The sequence below is a fragment of the Bacillus sp. RC242 genome (assembly GCF_044908245.1).
GTDB lineage: Bacteria > Bacillota > Bacilli > Bacillales > Bacillaceae_G > Bacillus_A > Bacillus_A mycoides.
The window spans coordinates 16,899-32,388 of the sequence record NZ_JBIYCZ010000008.1 but is presented as its reverse complement, the minus strand read 5'-3'; the positions used below and the strand labels follow the sequence as shown (position 1 = coordinate 32,388).

At 37.9% G+C, this 15,490-nt stretch carries 13 protein-coding genes and 3 other annotated features (1 of these 16 running past the window's edge); of the genes, 10 read left to right on the top strand and 3 right to left on the bottom strand.

Annotated elements, in window-relative coordinates:
* Window positions 1-53, top strand: a binding site (T-box leader); it begins 176 nt to the left of the window's first position.
* A gap of 43 nt (window positions 54-96) precedes the next feature.
* The 4 genes from pheS (at window position 97) to ABH957_RS16335 (ending at window position 5,687) form a co-directional block, all read left to right on the top strand.
* The gene (pheS, locus tag ABH957_RS16350) at window positions 97-1,131 is read left to right on the top strand and encodes a phenylalanine--tRNA ligase subunit alpha (protein WP_002015457.1); all 1,035 of its coding nucleotides are present in this window, start codon (window positions 97-99) and stop codon (window positions 1,129-1,131) included.
* Window positions 1,132-1,149: 18 nt separating this feature from the next.
* Window positions 1,150-3,570, top strand: coding sequence for a phenylalanine--tRNA ligase subunit beta (gene pheT / locus ABH957_RS16345; protein ID WP_404454229.1), 2,421 nt, complete (start codon window positions 1,150-1,152; stop codon window positions 3,568-3,570).
* 194 nt (window positions 3,571-3,764) lie between these two features.
* Window positions 3,765-4,016: a binding site (T-box leader), on the top strand.
* Window positions 4,017-4,068: 52 nt separating this feature from the next.
* Window positions 4,069-5,460 carry an asparagine--tRNA ligase gene (asnS, locus tag ABH957_RS16340; RefSeq protein WP_002015453.1) on the top strand — a complete coding sequence of 464 codons (1,392 nt, stop codon included), beginning with the start codon at window positions 4,069-4,071 and terminating at the stop codon, window positions 5,458-5,460.
* Between the two features lie 92 nt (window positions 5,461-5,552).
* The gene (locus ABH957_RS16335) at window positions 5,553-5,687 is read left to right on the top strand and encodes a YuzL family protein (RefSeq protein WP_000039594.1); all 135 of its coding nucleotides are present in this window, start codon (window positions 5,553-5,555) and stop codon (window positions 5,685-5,687) included.
* A 41-nt stretch (window positions 5,688-5,728) separates the two neighbouring features.
* Here the strand turns inward: ABH957_RS16335 and ABH957_RS16330 are convergent, their stop codons facing one another.
* The 3 genes from ABH957_RS16330 to rnhC form a co-directional block, all read right to left on the bottom strand.
* Window positions 5,729-5,980 (bottom strand): hypothetical protein, encoded by a 252-nt coding sequence (locus tag ABH957_RS16330; protein ID WP_404454226.1) that lies wholly within the window; start codon window positions 5,978-5,980, stop codon window positions 5,729-5,731.
* Between the two features lie 13 nt (window positions 5,981-5,993).
* Window positions 5,994-6,248 carry a hypothetical protein gene (locus tag ABH957_RS16325; RefSeq protein WP_404491713.1) on the bottom strand — a complete coding sequence of 85 codons (255 nt, stop codon included), beginning with the start codon at window positions 6,246-6,248 and terminating at the stop codon, window positions 5,994-5,996.
* 137 nt (window positions 6,249-6,385) lie between these two features.
* Window positions 6,386-7,321 (bottom strand): ribonuclease HIII, encoded by a 936-nt coding sequence (gene rnhC, locus ABH957_RS16320; protein WP_404491711.1) that lies wholly within the window; start codon window positions 7,319-7,321, stop codon window positions 6,386-6,388.
* Between the two features lie 123 nt (window positions 7,322-7,444).
* Here rnhC and zapA point away from each other — a divergent pair, with 123 nt between their 5' ends.
* From zapA to brnQ6, 6 genes are all read left to right on the top strand, one after another.
* Window positions 7,445-7,714: a cell division protein ZapA gene (gene zapA, locus ABH957_RS16315; RefSeq protein WP_002112165.1), complete on the top strand. Its 270-nt coding sequence runs from the start codon at window positions 7,445-7,447 to the stop codon at window positions 7,712-7,714.
* 2 nt (window positions 7,715-7,716) lie between these two features.
* Window positions 7,717-8,256, top strand: a complete 540-nt coding sequence (locus ABH957_RS16310) for a CvpA family protein (RefSeq protein WP_002129333.1) — start codon at window positions 7,717-7,719, stop codon at window positions 8,254-8,256.
* A 55-nt stretch (window positions 8,257-8,311) separates the two neighbouring features.
* A complete protein-coding gene (polX, locus tag ABH957_RS16305; protein WP_002129332.1) occupies window positions 8,312-10,030 on the top strand; it encodes a DNA polymerase/3'-5' exonuclease PolX in 1,719 nt (572 codons plus the stop codon).
* A 19-nt stretch (window positions 10,031-10,049) separates the two neighbouring features.
* Window positions 10,050-12,410, top strand: coding sequence for an endonuclease MutS2 (locus tag ABH957_RS16300; protein WP_404491709.1), 2,361 nt, complete (start codon window positions 10,050-10,052; stop codon window positions 12,408-12,410).
* A 196-nt stretch (window positions 12,411-12,606) separates the two neighbouring features.
* Window positions 12,607-13,296, top strand: a complete 690-nt coding sequence (locus ABH957_RS16295; RefSeq protein ID WP_404454213.1) for a 23S rRNA pseudouridine(2604) synthase RluF — start codon at window positions 12,607-12,609, stop codon at window positions 13,294-13,296.
* A gap of 107 nt (window positions 13,297-13,403) precedes the next feature.
* Window positions 13,404-13,654 (top strand) — a binding site (T-box leader).
* Window positions 13,655-13,767: 113 nt separating this feature from the next.
* Window positions 13,768-15,093 carry a branched-chain amino acid transport system II carrier protein BrnQ6 gene (gene brnQ6 / locus ABH957_RS16290; protein WP_404511815.1) on the top strand — a complete coding sequence of 442 codons (1,326 nt, stop codon included), beginning with the start codon at window positions 13,768-13,770 and terminating at the stop codon, window positions 15,091-15,093.
* Window positions 15,094-15,490 lie beyond the last annotated feature (397 nt).

Genomic DNA, 15,490 nt, shown 5'->3' with positions numbered 1-15,490 from the left:
CAGACTTGTTCTGTCAATTTAGGGTGGTACCGCGAATTTACCTCGTCCCTTTTTGGGAGCGGGGTTTTTTTATTTTTAAAATTAGGAGGGTTCCAAATGGAAGCACGTTTAAAAGAGCTAAAGCAAAAAGCGTTAGAGCTTATTGAAGAAGCGAAAGAGCTAAAGGGCTTAAACGACGTACGCGTAGCGTATTTAGGGAAAAAAGGTCCAATTACAGAAGTATTACGCGGCATGGGAAAATTATCAGCAGAAGAGCGTCCACGTATGGGAGCATTAGTAAATGAAGTACGTGAAGCGATTCAAACGCGTCTAGAAGACAAAATTGGCAACTTAGAAAAAGCAGTAATTGAGGCGAAATTAGCTACTGAAACAATTGATGTTACACTGCCAGGTCGTCCTGTTGAAACAGGTTGTCACCATCCGTTAACAGCAGTTGTTGAACAAATTGAAGATGTATTCATCGGTATGGGCTATGAAGTAGCTGAAGGAACAGAAGTAGAAAAAGACTACTACAACTTCGAAGCATTAAACTTACCGAAAGATCACCCAGCGCGTGATATGCAAGATACATTCTACATTACAGAAGAAACGTTACTACGTACACATACATCTTCTGTGCAAGCACGTACGATGGAAAAGAATAAAGAAAAAGGACCGATTAAAATTATTTGTCCTGGTAAAGTGTATCGCCGCGATGACGATGATGCGACGCATTCACACCAATTCATGCAAATTGAAGGTCTTGTAATTGATAAAAACATTCGCATGAGTGACTTAAAAGGTACACTGCAAGTATTCGTGAAAAAGATGTTCGGTGAAGATCGTGAAATCCGTCTTCGTCCAAGTTTCTTCCCATTCACAGAGCCGTCTGTAGAGATGGATATTTCTTGTATGATGTGTCACGGTAAAGGATGTGGCACTTGTAAAGGGACTGGCTGGATCGAAATTTTAGGAGCAGGTATGGTTCACCCGAACGTACTTGAAATGGCTGGTTATGATTCAAAAGAATATCAAGGTTTCGCATTCGGTATGGGCGCAGAGCGTATTGCAATGTTGAAATACGGCGTAGATGACATTCGTCATTTCTATACAAATGATGTACGTTTCTTACAACAATTCAAACGAGCGTAAGGGAAGGAGAGGATAAATATGTTCGTATCATATCGTTGGTTACAAGAGTATGTAGATATTAAAGATGTAACAGCACAAGAACTAGCAGACAAAATCACGAAAAGTGGTATTGAAGTAGAAGGCGTTGAAGTATTAAATAAAGGTGTAAAAGGTGTTGTAGTTGGTCACGTATTAGAATGTGAAAAACACCCAGAAGCTGATAAATTAAGCAAATGCTTAATCGATATCGGTGAAGAAGAACCAGTTCAAATTATTTGTGGAGCTGCTAACATTGCAAAAGGTTTAAAAGTACCAGTTGCAAAAGTAGGCGCTGTACTTCCTGGTAACTTCAAAATTAAAAAAGCAAAACTACGCGGTGAAGCTTCTCACGGTATGGTTTGCGCTCTTCAAGAGCTTGGCATTGATGGGAAGTTAGTTTCAAAAGAATACGCAGATGGTATTTTCATTTTCCCAAGTGACGCTGAAGTTGGTGCAGATGCACTTGAAATTTTAAACTTACACGATGAAGTACTTGAGCTTGGTTTAACACCAAACCGTGCAGATTGCTTAAATATGTTAGGTGTTGCATATGAAGTAGCTGCTATTTACGGCCGTGAAGTAAAACTTCCAGCTATCGACTTACAAGAAACAGAAGAAAAAACTTCTGATTACATTTCTGTAAGTGTAGAAGCGAAAGAAGAAAACCCATTATATATTGCAAAAATGGTGAAGAACGTAAAGATTGGTCCATCACCAATGTGGATGCAAACTCGTCTTATGGCAGCTGGCATTCGTCCAATTAGTAATGTAGTTGATATTACAAACTACATTTTAATGGAATACGGTCAACCGTTACATGCATTCGATTACGATAAATTAGGTTCAAAAGAAATCGTTGTTCGTCTTGCAAAAGAAGGCGAAAAGATTCAAACATTAGATGCTCAAGAACGTACGTTACAAAGCCACCACCTTGTTATTACAAACGGTGAAAAAGCGTTAGCTGTTGCTGGTGTAATGGGCGGAGCGGATTCTGAAGTTGATAGCGAGACAGTAAACGTTCTAATTGAGTCTGCATACTTTGCAGGTCAAACCGTGCGCCGTACATCAAAAGACTTAGGTCTTCGTAGCGAATCAAGTGCACGTTTTGAAAAAGGAATCGACCCAACACGTACATTTGAAGCAATTCAACATGCAGCTGCTTTAATGGCAAAATACGCTGGTGGAGAAGCACTTGAAGGTGTAGTAGAAGCTGATAACTTACAAGTACAAGAACGTACAGTATCTGTTACAGCTGAAAAAGTAAACCGTGTATTAGGTACAGATATTTCTGCGAGTGAAATGGGTACAATGTTCACAAACTTAAAATTCCCATTCACAGAAGTAGAAGGAACATTCCATGTAAATGTACCAGCACGTCGTCCTGACATTACAATTTCAGAAGACTTAGTAGAAGAAGTAGGTCGTCTGTATGGTTATGATCACATTCCAGTTACATTACCATCTGGAACAATGACACGTGGTAAATTAACATCAGCACAAACGAAACGTCGTAAAGTACGCCGCTTCCTAGAAGGTGCTGGTTTATATGAAGCAATCACATATTCATTAACAAGCGCTGACAAAGCGAAACAATATATGGTTGAGCCGAACGAAAAAGCTCCTGTAAATCTTGCGCTTCCAATGAGCGAAGAGCGTAGCCAACTTCGTTTAAGCTTAGTGCCACAATTGTTAGAAGCAGTTTCATACAATGTTGCACGTAAAAACGACAGCGTTGCATTATATGAAGTAGGTTCTATCTTCTTACCAACAGAAGCAGGAGAACTTCCGAAAGAAGAACAACATCTTGCAGGTGTTATGACAGGTCTTGCTCTTCACCATGCATGGCAAGGTGAGAAGAAAGTTGTAGACTTCTTCGTTGTTAAAGGTGTATTAGAAGGATTATTCGACGTACTTGGCGTGGCAAATCAAATCACTTATGCACCAGCAAAACGTGAAGGTATGCACCCAGGCCGTACAGCTGACATCGTATTAGATGGTGAAGCAATCGGATTCATCGGTCAATTGCACCCGGAAACAGAAAAACAATTAGATGTGAAAAATACATTCGTATTCGAATTATCTCTTGCAAAAGTATTCGGTGCAGACGCTGAGGAAACTTACTACTTAGCAATTCCACGTTTCCCATCTATGACACGTGATATGGCTGTTGTAGTAACAACAGAAACAAAAGCTGGTGAAATGAAGCAAGTCATTGCTGAAGCTGGCGGAGAACTTCTGAAAGACGTAGCACTATTCGACTTATACGAAGGCGAAAAAATGGAAGAAGGCAAGAAATCACTTGCATTCTCTATGAACTACTTCGATGCAGAACGTACATTAACAGACGAAGAAGTAACAGAAGCACATAACCGTGTATTAACAGCGGTAGAAGAGAAATTTGGTGCGGAGTTACGTAAGTAATAAAAAATTGCCGGATTAAGTCCGGTAATTTTTTTTATGGCATGATTGTCGGAAAATGTCGGTAAGTCGATATATTATAAAAATCGCTGATATATTTGGAGTTACGGTCGATATATTGCGAAAATCGCTGATATATTTTCTGGCATCTTGCATCTTTCTCTCGAATGTAGTACATTAATTTTAGTTTAACAAAACGAAAGACGATGATAAGGAAAAGTAGTATATACTATAATCCAAAGCGAGTCAGGGACGGTGAGAGCCTGATGAGGCGGTATATGTGAAGAACACCTTGGAGTTGCTAACCGAAATTGAAACTTGTATTCAAGAGTAGACTTAGACGGGAATCCGGCCTGTTACAAACCGGGAAGTATGTATTACATACGAGTTAAAGTTGGTCTTTATGACAAATTGGGTGGTACCGCGAAGTTTAACCTTTCGTCCCTTTATGGATGAAAGGTTTTTTTGTATTTAAATATATCAGCAAAGGAGAATTTCACTATGGAAAACACATTAGTAAAAAGTCTGTATAGAGATACAGAAAAGTATGCAGATCAAACAGTACAAGTATCAGGGTGGATTCGTAACTTACGTGATTCAAAAGCATTTGGTTTCATCGAATTAAACGACGGTAGCTTCTTCAAAGGCGTTCAAATCGTTTTCGATACAGAATTAGAGAACTTCAAAGAAATTGCAAAACTTCCACTTAGCTCTTCAGTTAAAGTAGAAGGTAAAGTAATTGCAACACCTGGAGCGAAGCAACCATTTGAAATTAAAGCAGAAAAAATTGATATCGAGGGCTTATCAGATTCTGATTACCCACTTCAAAAGAAGCGTCATACGTTTGAATACTTACGTACAATCGCTCACTTACGTCCAAGAACAAATGCATTCTCTGCAACGTTCCGTGTGCGTTCTATCGCAGCATTTGCGATTCACCAGTTCTTCCAAGAGCGTGGATTCGTACATGTTCACACACCAATCATCACTGGTAGTGATACAGAAGGTGCAGGCGAAATGTTCCGCGTAACAACGCAAGATTTAAACAACGTACCTAAAGGTGAAGACGGACAAGTTGACGAATCAAAAGACTTCTTCGGTAAAGAAACAAACTTAACAGTAAGTGGACAGCTTAATGCTGAAGCTTATGCGTTAGCATTCCGTGATGTGTACACATTCGGTCCTACATTCCGTGCAGAAAACTCAAACACAACTCGCCACGCAGCTGAGTTCTGGATGGTTGAGCCTGAGATTGCATTCGCTGAGTTAGGCGATGTAATGGATCTTACAGAAGATATGCTGAAATATGCAATGAAATACGTACTAGAGCATGCACCAGAAGAAATGGACTTCTTCAACAGCTTCGTTGATAAAACAGTTCTAGAGCGCATGAACAACGTGATCAACTCTGACTTCGGTCGCATCACTTATACAGAAGCAATTAAAGTACTTCAAGAATCAGGTGCTGAATTTAAATACCCAGTAGAATGGGGTATTGACTTACAAACAGAGCACGAAAGATACTTATCAGAAGAAATCTTCAAACGCCCTGTATTCGTAACTGACTATCCGAAAGACATTAAAGCATTCTACATGCGTATGAACGAAGATGGTAAAACAGTAGCTGCTACTGACCTTCTAGTTCCTGGCATCGGCGAATTAATCGGCGGTAGCCAACGTGAAGAAAGAATGGACGTTTTAGTAGACAGAATTAAAGAATTAGGTATGAACGAAGAGGACTACTGGTGGTACTTAGAACTTAGAAAATACGGCGGTACAAAACACGCTGGATTCGGCCTAGGTTTCGAGCGCTTCCTAATGTACATCACTGGCATGGCTAACATCCGTGACGTAATTCCATTCCCAAGAACTCCAGGTTCTTCTGAGTTCTAAAATATGAAAAAAGCGAGAGGGTTTCCTCTCGCTTTTTATTTTGAATAGTTTATTACCTCGTAGCAAAAAGTAACGCGAAGGGGTGAATATAAATGAGTAAAAAAGTGAAAAAAGATCATTCAAGATCAAGCCTAGGTTCTCCAGAAGTAGAAGGGCAAGGAACGACGACACATGAAACAGGTTCTCATAAAGTATCTTCATCAAATAAGAAGCAGAAACGAAGCTAACATAAAAAAGGAGAGTCTTGGCGGCTCTCCTTTTTTATGTATTACATCTTATTATCATTAATCTCTTTTGTAATTTTATCTACATCTTTGTCTAATCGATCTAAATAGAAAAACCACAGTAAGCTCATGAGAACGTAATAGATGGCCATAACACAAAGATTATCAGATATATTTTCGAATGTGGATTTGGAAGTGAAAAAAGCTCCCCAAATGATAGAGATTGTAAGATAAGAAAGAGGGAACACGAGGTGTACGAAAACATATAATATCTTTTTAACTTTAACAGAGTTCATATGAATTACCTCCTTATTTAAACAATCCTCTTTTTCTAATCATAAATTCAAGTTCCTCACAGAAGTGTTGCAGCTTTGCTGGATTATGTATTAACAAGCGGGCATCGTGTTTCCCGATAAATCTTTGAATCCGAAAGTTTAATAAGAAAGATCGGCCATAGCGCTCTATTAAATCGTTGAACACTGGTTGTTCACTTAGTAGCTGAATGTTTTCTCTAATTTCGAACTGTTTTTCGTGTGGATCACCTAGTAAAATATCTAGAATCATTTGTAGAAGTAGTAATAGGAACTCATATGTTTGAAAAATATGTATATTTTAATTATAACAAAAATACACAGGCGATAGTAGAGTGGACTAAAGCGAAACAAAAAACAGGAGTTTGTAGGCTCCTGTTTTTGTCGATACTATTTTAATAAGCGAAACGCCTTCTCTGTATTAGCAAAATGCACTTTCACAAACTCAGGTAGTCGTTCTTTACCAAGCTTTTGAATTAATTTAGCAGCGGCAATATCAACTTGTTTACCAGCACCTTTCGGAAGTTGCATACCAGCTTTTTTGCTTAGTTCGTCAAATTGTTTTACGAATGAGTAACGAGCTAAAATGGAAGCGGCGGCTACTGCTAAATGGACACTTTCACCTTTTGTAGCGAAGTAAACATTTTCACGCTGTACCTGTTTTTGTTTCGCTAAATATTTATAGTATGTATCAGGCTGTGTAAATTGGTCGATTAAGATGCCTTCTGGTTTTGTAGGCGCGATTTTTGCCAATAAGTTTGTGATGGCTTTGTTATGCAGTAAAGCTTTTAGTTTACCTTGGTTGTTTCCTTTATCAAATAGCTCGTTATATTTTTCATTATGAAGAACGAGGGAGCTGTAAGGAACAACGTGAAGGAGTTGTTTTGCAATCTCAGCAATTTGAGCATCATTTAAGTTTTTGGAGTCTTTTACACCAAGTTCTTTTAAAAGTGGAATTTGCTTTGCATCCACATATACAGCAACTACTGTCATCGGTCCGAAGTAATCACCAGTACCTACTTCGTCTGATCCTAGAATAGACATTGTGCCGATGGAAGCGGGCGGCGCATAACGATGTGAATTGACCGATTTTTTTACAGCTGATTTTGGTGTTTGAGAGACAGTTTGCCAACGAGAAGCTTCTGCTTCAGCACGTCCACCCTGAAACATCACTTTTCCTGATTTATAAGCTGTAATTGTGCAAGATTGAACTTTTGCCATAAAGATACCGCCTTGCGGAATTTTGGGGCTAAGTGCTTGTTTGTATTGTTGTTTCATGTCTTCAATTACTGTAGAACTTGTTTGTATTACGATAGAATTTGACAAAATGGTCGCTCCTTTTTTATGTTGTTATTTTTATCATATCGGATTGTTCTTTCTGTTTCCATATTATGATGGTTCATGGTATGATAAACTTTAGGATTCTGTACGTGATTGGAGGCCGGTGAGTTGTCACAACAAAAGGGAAATAAAAGTCGAATTAATGTAGAAATATATGGCCAACAGTATTCAGTTGTTGGCGATGAAAGTACAAGTCATATCCGCATGGTAGCAGCGATTGTGGATGATAAAATGCGCGAACTCAATGCCAAGAATCCTTCGCTTGATACGAGTAGACTAGCGGTATTGACGGCGGTAAACGTCATACACGATTACATAAAATTAAAAGAAGAACATGAGAAATTGAAAGAAAGTATGACACAAAAAGGAATTGAATAAACATGATTGATATTATTATCATTTTATTGCTTGTTATGGGATTCTTCCTCGGTTTACGCAGAGGATTTATTTTGCAACTTGTAAAGTTAACAAGCTTTATTATCGCATACCTCGTTGCATACTGGTATTGTAAAGATTTAGCGCCAGCACTTGCGAAAATTATTCCGTATCCATTTGATAAGAATGTTTCTGTTCCAGAATGGATAGATGCGAATAATATTGAGGGTGTCTTCTATCAAGCAATTGCGTTTATCGTATTATTTATTATTACAAAAATCGCACTTTCACTACTTGGTAATTTACTGAATATGTTTGCAGAAATCCCAGTTTTAAAGCAAGTCAATGCGGTTGCTGGGGCACTTCTTGGCTTTTTAGAAGTGTATATCATTCTGTTTGTCTTAATTATTGTTGGAACAATTCTTCCAATTGAACAAATACAAACACCATTACAAAAATCATCAATTAGCAAAATAATTGTAGACGATACACCGATTCTTTCTGAAAAGGTGAAGGAACTATGGCAGACAGGTAGCAGAGTGTAACTTCTCTTTTTTCGGAAAGAGAAGTTTTTTTCTATGAAAGAAAGGCGGGGCAATGATGAAAGTGAATAAAAAACAAGTTATCAAATTACTAGAGACAATCGGCCTATTTATGGAACTAAAGGGCGCGAATCCATTTAAAATATCTGCATTCCGTAAAGCGGCGGCAGCACTAGAAAGTGATGACCGTAGTCTTTCTGAAATTGAAGATTTCACAAAGATTCCAGGTATCGGAAAAGGAACGGCAGCAGTTATTCAAGAATATATAGAATCGGGAACATCTGAAGTACTACAAGAACTTGAAAAAGAAGTACCAAGCAGTTTATTACCACTATTAAAACTACCAGGCCTTGGTGGTAAGAAGGTGGCCAAGTTATACAAAGAACTTGGTGTTGTTGATATGGAAACGTTAAAAGCTGTTTGTGAAGAAAATAAAGTACAAGCTTTAGCTGGATTCGGTAAGAAAACAGAAGAGAAAATATTAGAAGCAATTGATCAAGTAGGCTCTCGTCCAGAGCGTTTACCAATTGCGATGGTATTGCCTATTGCCGGGGAAATAGAGGAGAAATTGTCGAATGTTGCTGAAATAATTCGTTTCTCACGCGCTGGTAGTTTACGCCGTGTTCGTGAGACAGTGAAGGACTTAGATTTCATCATTGCAACGACAGAGCCAGCAGTAGTGCGTGAACATTTACTACAATTTGATAATATGATTGAAGTGATTGCAAGTGGAGATACGAAAGTATCTGTTCGTCTTCAATATGAATATGATATTTCAATTGACTTCCGCTTAGTAAAACCAGAAGAATTTATTACAACTCTTCACCATTTCACCGGATCAAAAGACCATAACGTAAAAATGCGCCAAATTGCGAAAGATAGAGGCGAGAAAATTAGTGAATACGGTGTGGAAATCTTAGACACAGGTGAAGTGAAAACATTCGAAACAGAAGAAGCATTCTTCGCCCACTTTGGCCTTCCATTCATCCCACCAGAAGTGCGTGAAGATGGAAAAGAAATTGAATTAATTAAAGAGTATCCGAACTTAATTCAGTTCTCTGATATACAGGGTGATTTACATATGCATACAACGTGGAGTGACGGTGCTTTTTCAATTGAAGAAATGGTACAAGCGTGCCGCGCTCATGGATATAAATTTATGGCAATTACTGATCACTCGCAATACTTGAAAGTAGCGAACGGTTTAACGAAAGAGCGTCTTCGTGAACAAGCGAAAGAAATTGAACGTATGAATGAAAAGTATCCAGACATTACAATTTTGCGCGGGATTGAAATGGACATTTTACCAGATGCGACACTTGATTTTGACGATGAAGTATTAGCAGAACTAGATTATGTCATTGGAGCTATTCACTCAAGCTTCTCACAAGACCGTGAAACGATTATGAAGCGTCTTCGCACTGCACTTGAGAATAAGCATGTCACAATGATTGCCCATCCGACAGGACGTCTTCTTGGGCGCCGTGAGGGTTACGATGTAGATACAGATTTATTAATCCAGCTCGCAAAAGAAACAAATACAGTTTTAGAATTAAATGCAAATCCAAACCGTCTAGATTTAAGCGCGAAATTATTAAAACAAGCACAAGATGCTGGTGTAAAAGTAGCGATTAATACGGATGCCCATACACTTGAAATGTTAGAAGATATGGAAACAGGTGTAGCAGCAGCGCGTAAAGGTTGGATTCAAAAAGATAACGTGATTAACACATGGGATATTGAACGTTTATTAGACTATATTAAACGTAATAAGTAATACAGGGGGGACCTGCAACATGTTAGAACGAACGTTGCGTGTATTAGAATACAATAAAGTAAAAGAACAATTACTTGAACATACAGCATCTTCACTTGGTCGTGATAAAGTGAAGAATTTAGTGCCAAGCACAGATTTTGAAGAAATTGTGGAATTGCAAGAAACAACGGATGAGGCAGTGAAAGTCATCCGTTTAAAAGGACATGTACCACTTGGAGGGATTTCTGATATTCGTTCAAATATTAAGCGTGCGAAAATTGGAAGTATGTTAAGTCCTTATGAATTAATTGAAATCGCAAGTACGATGTACGGTAGTCGCCAAATGAAACGTTTCATTGACGATATGATTGACAACGGTGTTGAGCTTCCAATTTTAGAAACACATGTCGCGCAAATTGTGTCTTTATATGACTTAGAAAAGAAGATTACAAATTGTATTGGTGACGGCGGTGAAGTAGTCGATAGCGCAAGTGACAAATTGCGTGGTATTCGTAATCAAATTCGTACTGCGGAAAGCCGTATTCGTGAGAAATTAGAAAACATGACGCGTTCTTCAAACGCGCAAAAAATGTTATCAGATGCAATTGTAACGATTCGTAACGAACGCTACGTAATCCCGGTAAAACAAGAATACCGCGGCGTATATGGTGGTATTGTTCACGATCAATCTGCTTCTGGACAAACATTATTTATCGAACCGCAAGTAATCGTGGAATTAAATAACGCACTTCAAGAAGCACGTGTGAAAGAAAAACAAGAAGTAGAACGCATTTTAATGATGTTAACGGAAGAAGTGGCAGTGGAAGCTGATATTGTTTTATCAAACGTAGAAGTAGTTGCAAATCTTGATTTTATTTTTGCGAAAGCTCTTTATGCGAAGCGAATTAAAGCGACGAAGCCAATCGTAAATAATGAACGCTACATGGATTTAAAACAAGCACGCCATCCGCTTATTGATCCGGAAATTATCGTGCCAAATAACATTATGCTTGGTAAAGACTTTACAACAATCGTTATTACAGGACCGAATACAGGTGGTAAAACAGTTACACTGAAAACAGTCGGTATTTGTGTCTTAATGGCGCAATCTGGTCTTCATATTCCAGTAATGGATGAATCAGAGATATGTGTATTTAAAAACATCTTTGCTGATATCGGTGATGAGCAATCGATTGAACAAAATTTAAGTACATTCTCTTCTCATATGGTAAACATTGTAGATATTTTAGAAAAAGCTGATTTTGAAAGTTTAGTCCTATTTGATGAATTAGGTGCTGGGACAGATCCGCAAGAAGGGGCTGCACTAGCGATTTCTATTTTAGATGAAGTATGTAACCGTGGTGCTCGCGTTGTTGCAACGACGCATTACCCAGAATTAAAAGCATATGGATACAATCGTGAGCAAGTTATTAATGCGAGCGTTGAGTTCGATGTGAATACATTAAGCCCAACGTACAAATTATTAATCGGTGTACCAGGACGTAGTAACGCCTTTGAAATTTCGAAGCGTCTTGGTTTGTCTGATCGAGTTATTGATCGCGCTCGTAACCATATTAGTACAGATACGAACAAAATCGAAAATATGATTGCAAAGCTAGAAGAAAGCCAAAAAAATGCAGAGCGCGAACGAAAAGAAGCGGAAGAGCATCGTAAGCAATCTGAAAAACTTCATCGTGAATTACAGCGTCAAATTATTGAATTTAATGATGAGCGCGATGAAAAATTATTAAAAGCGCAAAAAGAAGGGGAAGAAAAAGTCGAAGCTGCGAAGAAAGAAGCAGAAGGCATTATTCATGAACTTCGTCAATTGCGTAAAGCACAGCTTGTAAATGTGAAAGACCATGAGCTTATTGAAGCGAAGAGCCGTCTAGAAGGGGCAGCGCCAGAGCTTGTGAAGAAACAAAAAGTACATGTGAAAAATACAGCGCCGAAACAACAATTACGATCAGGTGATGAAGTAAAAGTGTTAACGTTCGGTCAAAAAGGTCAATTGCTTGAAAAAGTAAGTGATACAGAGTGGAGCGTACAAATTGGTATTCTGAAGATGAAAGTGAAAGAATCCAATATGGAATACATTAATACACCGAAGCAAACTGAGAAAAAAGCAGTCGCAAGTGTGAAGGGTAGAGATTATCACGTGTCGTTAGAGCTAGACCTTCGCGGCGAACGTTATGAAGATGCAATGATGCGCGTTGAAAAATATTTAGACGATGCACAGCTTGCAAGCTATCCTCGTGTATCAATTATTCACGGCAAAGGAACAGGAGCGCTTCGCCAAGGTGTACAAGATTACTTGAAGAAACATCGCGGCGTGAAAACCTACCGCTACGGTGATATGGGCGAGGGAGGCCTAGGCGTAACAGTTGTCGAATTAAAATAGCAAACAACCAAACAAAAGGGGAAACCATTATATGTTTATGGACAAACTTGCAAAAGTATTGTTAGCTTGTTGCGGAATATTTTTGGTAATTGGGGTTATTTATTTAGTTGTTTTTGCGAAGTAAAGGAGCGTCAATCTTGGCATAATGATATTGCCATGGATTGACGCTTTTAATCTATAAGAAAAGGAATAAAACATGAAAATCAACCAATACATAAGCGAAGCAAAATCCTGCTCAAGACGTGAAACAGACCGTCTCATTAAAGCAGGACGTGCCTGTATTAACGGTGAAGTATGTACGCACGGTGCACTCGTTAATGAAGGTGATATTGTAACGATTGATGGGCAAGTTATTGCAAAAGAAGAGAAAGAAAAGGTGTATATTGCCTTCCATAAACCAGTTGGAATTACTTGTACAGCAGCCGATCATATTGAAGATAATATTATTGATTATATCAATTATCCAGAGCGAATCTTTCCTGTTGGACGATTAGATAAAGCATCGGAAGGACTCATTTTATTAACGAATGATGGCACGATTGCGAATCAAATTTTGCACAGTGATCATGAGCATGAGAAAGAATATGTTGTCACTGTTGATAAGCCGTTTACAGATTGGTTTATTGATGAGATGTCCAGCGGTGTAAAGATTAAAGATGGAATGACGAAGCCATGTAAAGTGACGAGAGTTAATCAGTCTACATTCCGCATCGTTTTAACGCAAGGAATGAACAGGCAAATTCGTAGAATGAGTCGTGCTTTCGGATTTACTGTAACAAAGCTAAAGCGAGTGCGCATTATGAATATAGAGCTAAATGAGCTTGAAGCTGGAAAATGGCGAGACATTACACCTAAGGAATTAGAAATATTAATAAGGCAGTTATAGGGAGGAAAGTTTTCTCCCTATATTTTTTTGTCAGAAAAAATAAAACTATTGATTTTTTAAAAAATAGCCCATATAATAAAAAACAACAAGTTTCGACAACATATTTTATAAAAGTAATGATGAGGACATGAGTTGTTTTTGACGATTTTCAGAGAGGGAAGCCTTAGGCTGTGAGCTTCCTAATACGGAAAGACAAACTTACCACCTCTAAACTTCAAGAGTGAACTGCAGATGCATTGTAATTCTTGGCGGATAAAACCGTTATCAATTTACACGAGCTATAAAATGAGCTTATTTCGTTATAAATTCATTTTATTAGAATAAGGGTGGAACCACGATTTCAACACTCGTCCCTTTGTTAGGGACGGGTGTTTTTTGCGTTCTTTTACGGGGAAGTATGCTTGAAAGAGGATATGTGACGGATTTTAATTCAGAATATTTTGTCAATAAAATAATTAGGAGGTAGTAGAAATGAAGTCATCTTTAAAGTTTTCTGAGATGTTTGCAATAAGCTTAATGTTATTTGCACTGTTTTTCGGTGCCGGTAATATGATTTTCCCACCAGCGTTAGGGCAAGGTGCTGGAACAGATGTATGGATCGCGTTATTTGGCTTTATCGTAACAGGTGTAGGACTGCCTTTATTAGGAGTTATTGTTATAGCTCTAAAGGGAGATATTAATGAATTAGCAAGACGTGTACATCCTGTATTCGCGCTAATTTTCATTACTGCAATTTATTTATGTTTAGGCGTATTTGTTAGTGTGCCACGTACAGGGACTGTTGCTTATGAAATGAGTGTTGCACCGTTTTTACCAAGTGAGATAGCTGGTCAATCCTATCCACTTGTTATCTTTACATTTATTTTCTTTGCAGTAACTTTCTATTTAGCATTAAACCCATCGAAATTAGTGGGGCGCATTGGTAAAGTGTTAACTCCAATTTTATTAGCTGTTATTGCAATTATTGTAGCGAAAGCAATTATGACTCCAATGGGAGAGTTTGGTGCCCCTACAGAAGCGTATAGTGCCCCGCTCTTTAAAGGTTTTATTGATGGATATTTAACTTTAGATGGACTTGCAGCACTTGTTTTCGGAAATGTTGTGATCAATGCTTTAAAAGCAAAAGGCATTACAAATAAGAACAGTATTGCGAAAGTAACAATCTTTGCAGGATTTATTGCAGCACTTGGCTTACTTCTTGTTTATTTAGCACTTGCTTACCTTGGAGCTTCAAGTGTTTCACTTGGAATGGGAGCAAACGGCGGAATTATTTTAACAAACGTCGTGAATCATTTATTTGGTAGCTACGGAACATTATTACTAGGTATCGCAATTACAGCAGCATGCTTAACAACTTCTGTCGGTATTGTAGCAGCTTGTGGAGAATATTTTTCTTCGTTATTACCAAAGCTTTCTTATCAAAAAGTCATTTTCATTTTCTCTGTATTAGCATTTATGGTAGCAAATCTTGGTTTAACTCAGTTAAACGCATTAGCATTACCAATCTTAATTGCAATTTACCCAATTGGTATCGTACTGATCGTATTATCACTTGTTGAAAACTATATTCGTCTTCCATTAGCTATGTATGTAGGCGGTATTGTAGGCGCATTTGCAATTAGCTTCTTTGATGGATTGCACAATGCGAATCTGCAAATTGCAGCATTAGCACCTATTTTAGAGAAGATTCCATTATATAGTGTAGGGATTGGCTGGTTAGTTCCAGGTATGATCGGTATAGGAATTGGTTATATAGTTCCTAAGTTTCAAAAGCAAAAAATTGCTGTAGAAAAATAGAGAAAAGAGGCTTTCTATGAAAGAAAGTCTCTTTTTTTGTAGGGAAAGCCGTATATAGAGAAATTTAGATATTAAAAATTTTATACATAATATAGTTGACAAAAAAATTAGCATTAGGCTAAGATTGACTTAGTTGTGGAAATGTTGGAAGGGAAGTGACGGGGGCAAGGGAAGAGGTTTTCTATGACTATATCATTTTTGAAGAAGGGGTGATGGAACAGTAGAATAGGTAGTTTATTTTTTTTGTAGTCTGTTGAGAATGATAATCAGTAAAATGGTTAAATTATTTTAGATTGCTTTTTATAGGGAATATTGAGGGATATTATATTTTTTGACCTCTAGTGAGAATGATAATCAATGATACTTATATTACATAAAGTAATGACAATTAAATAAA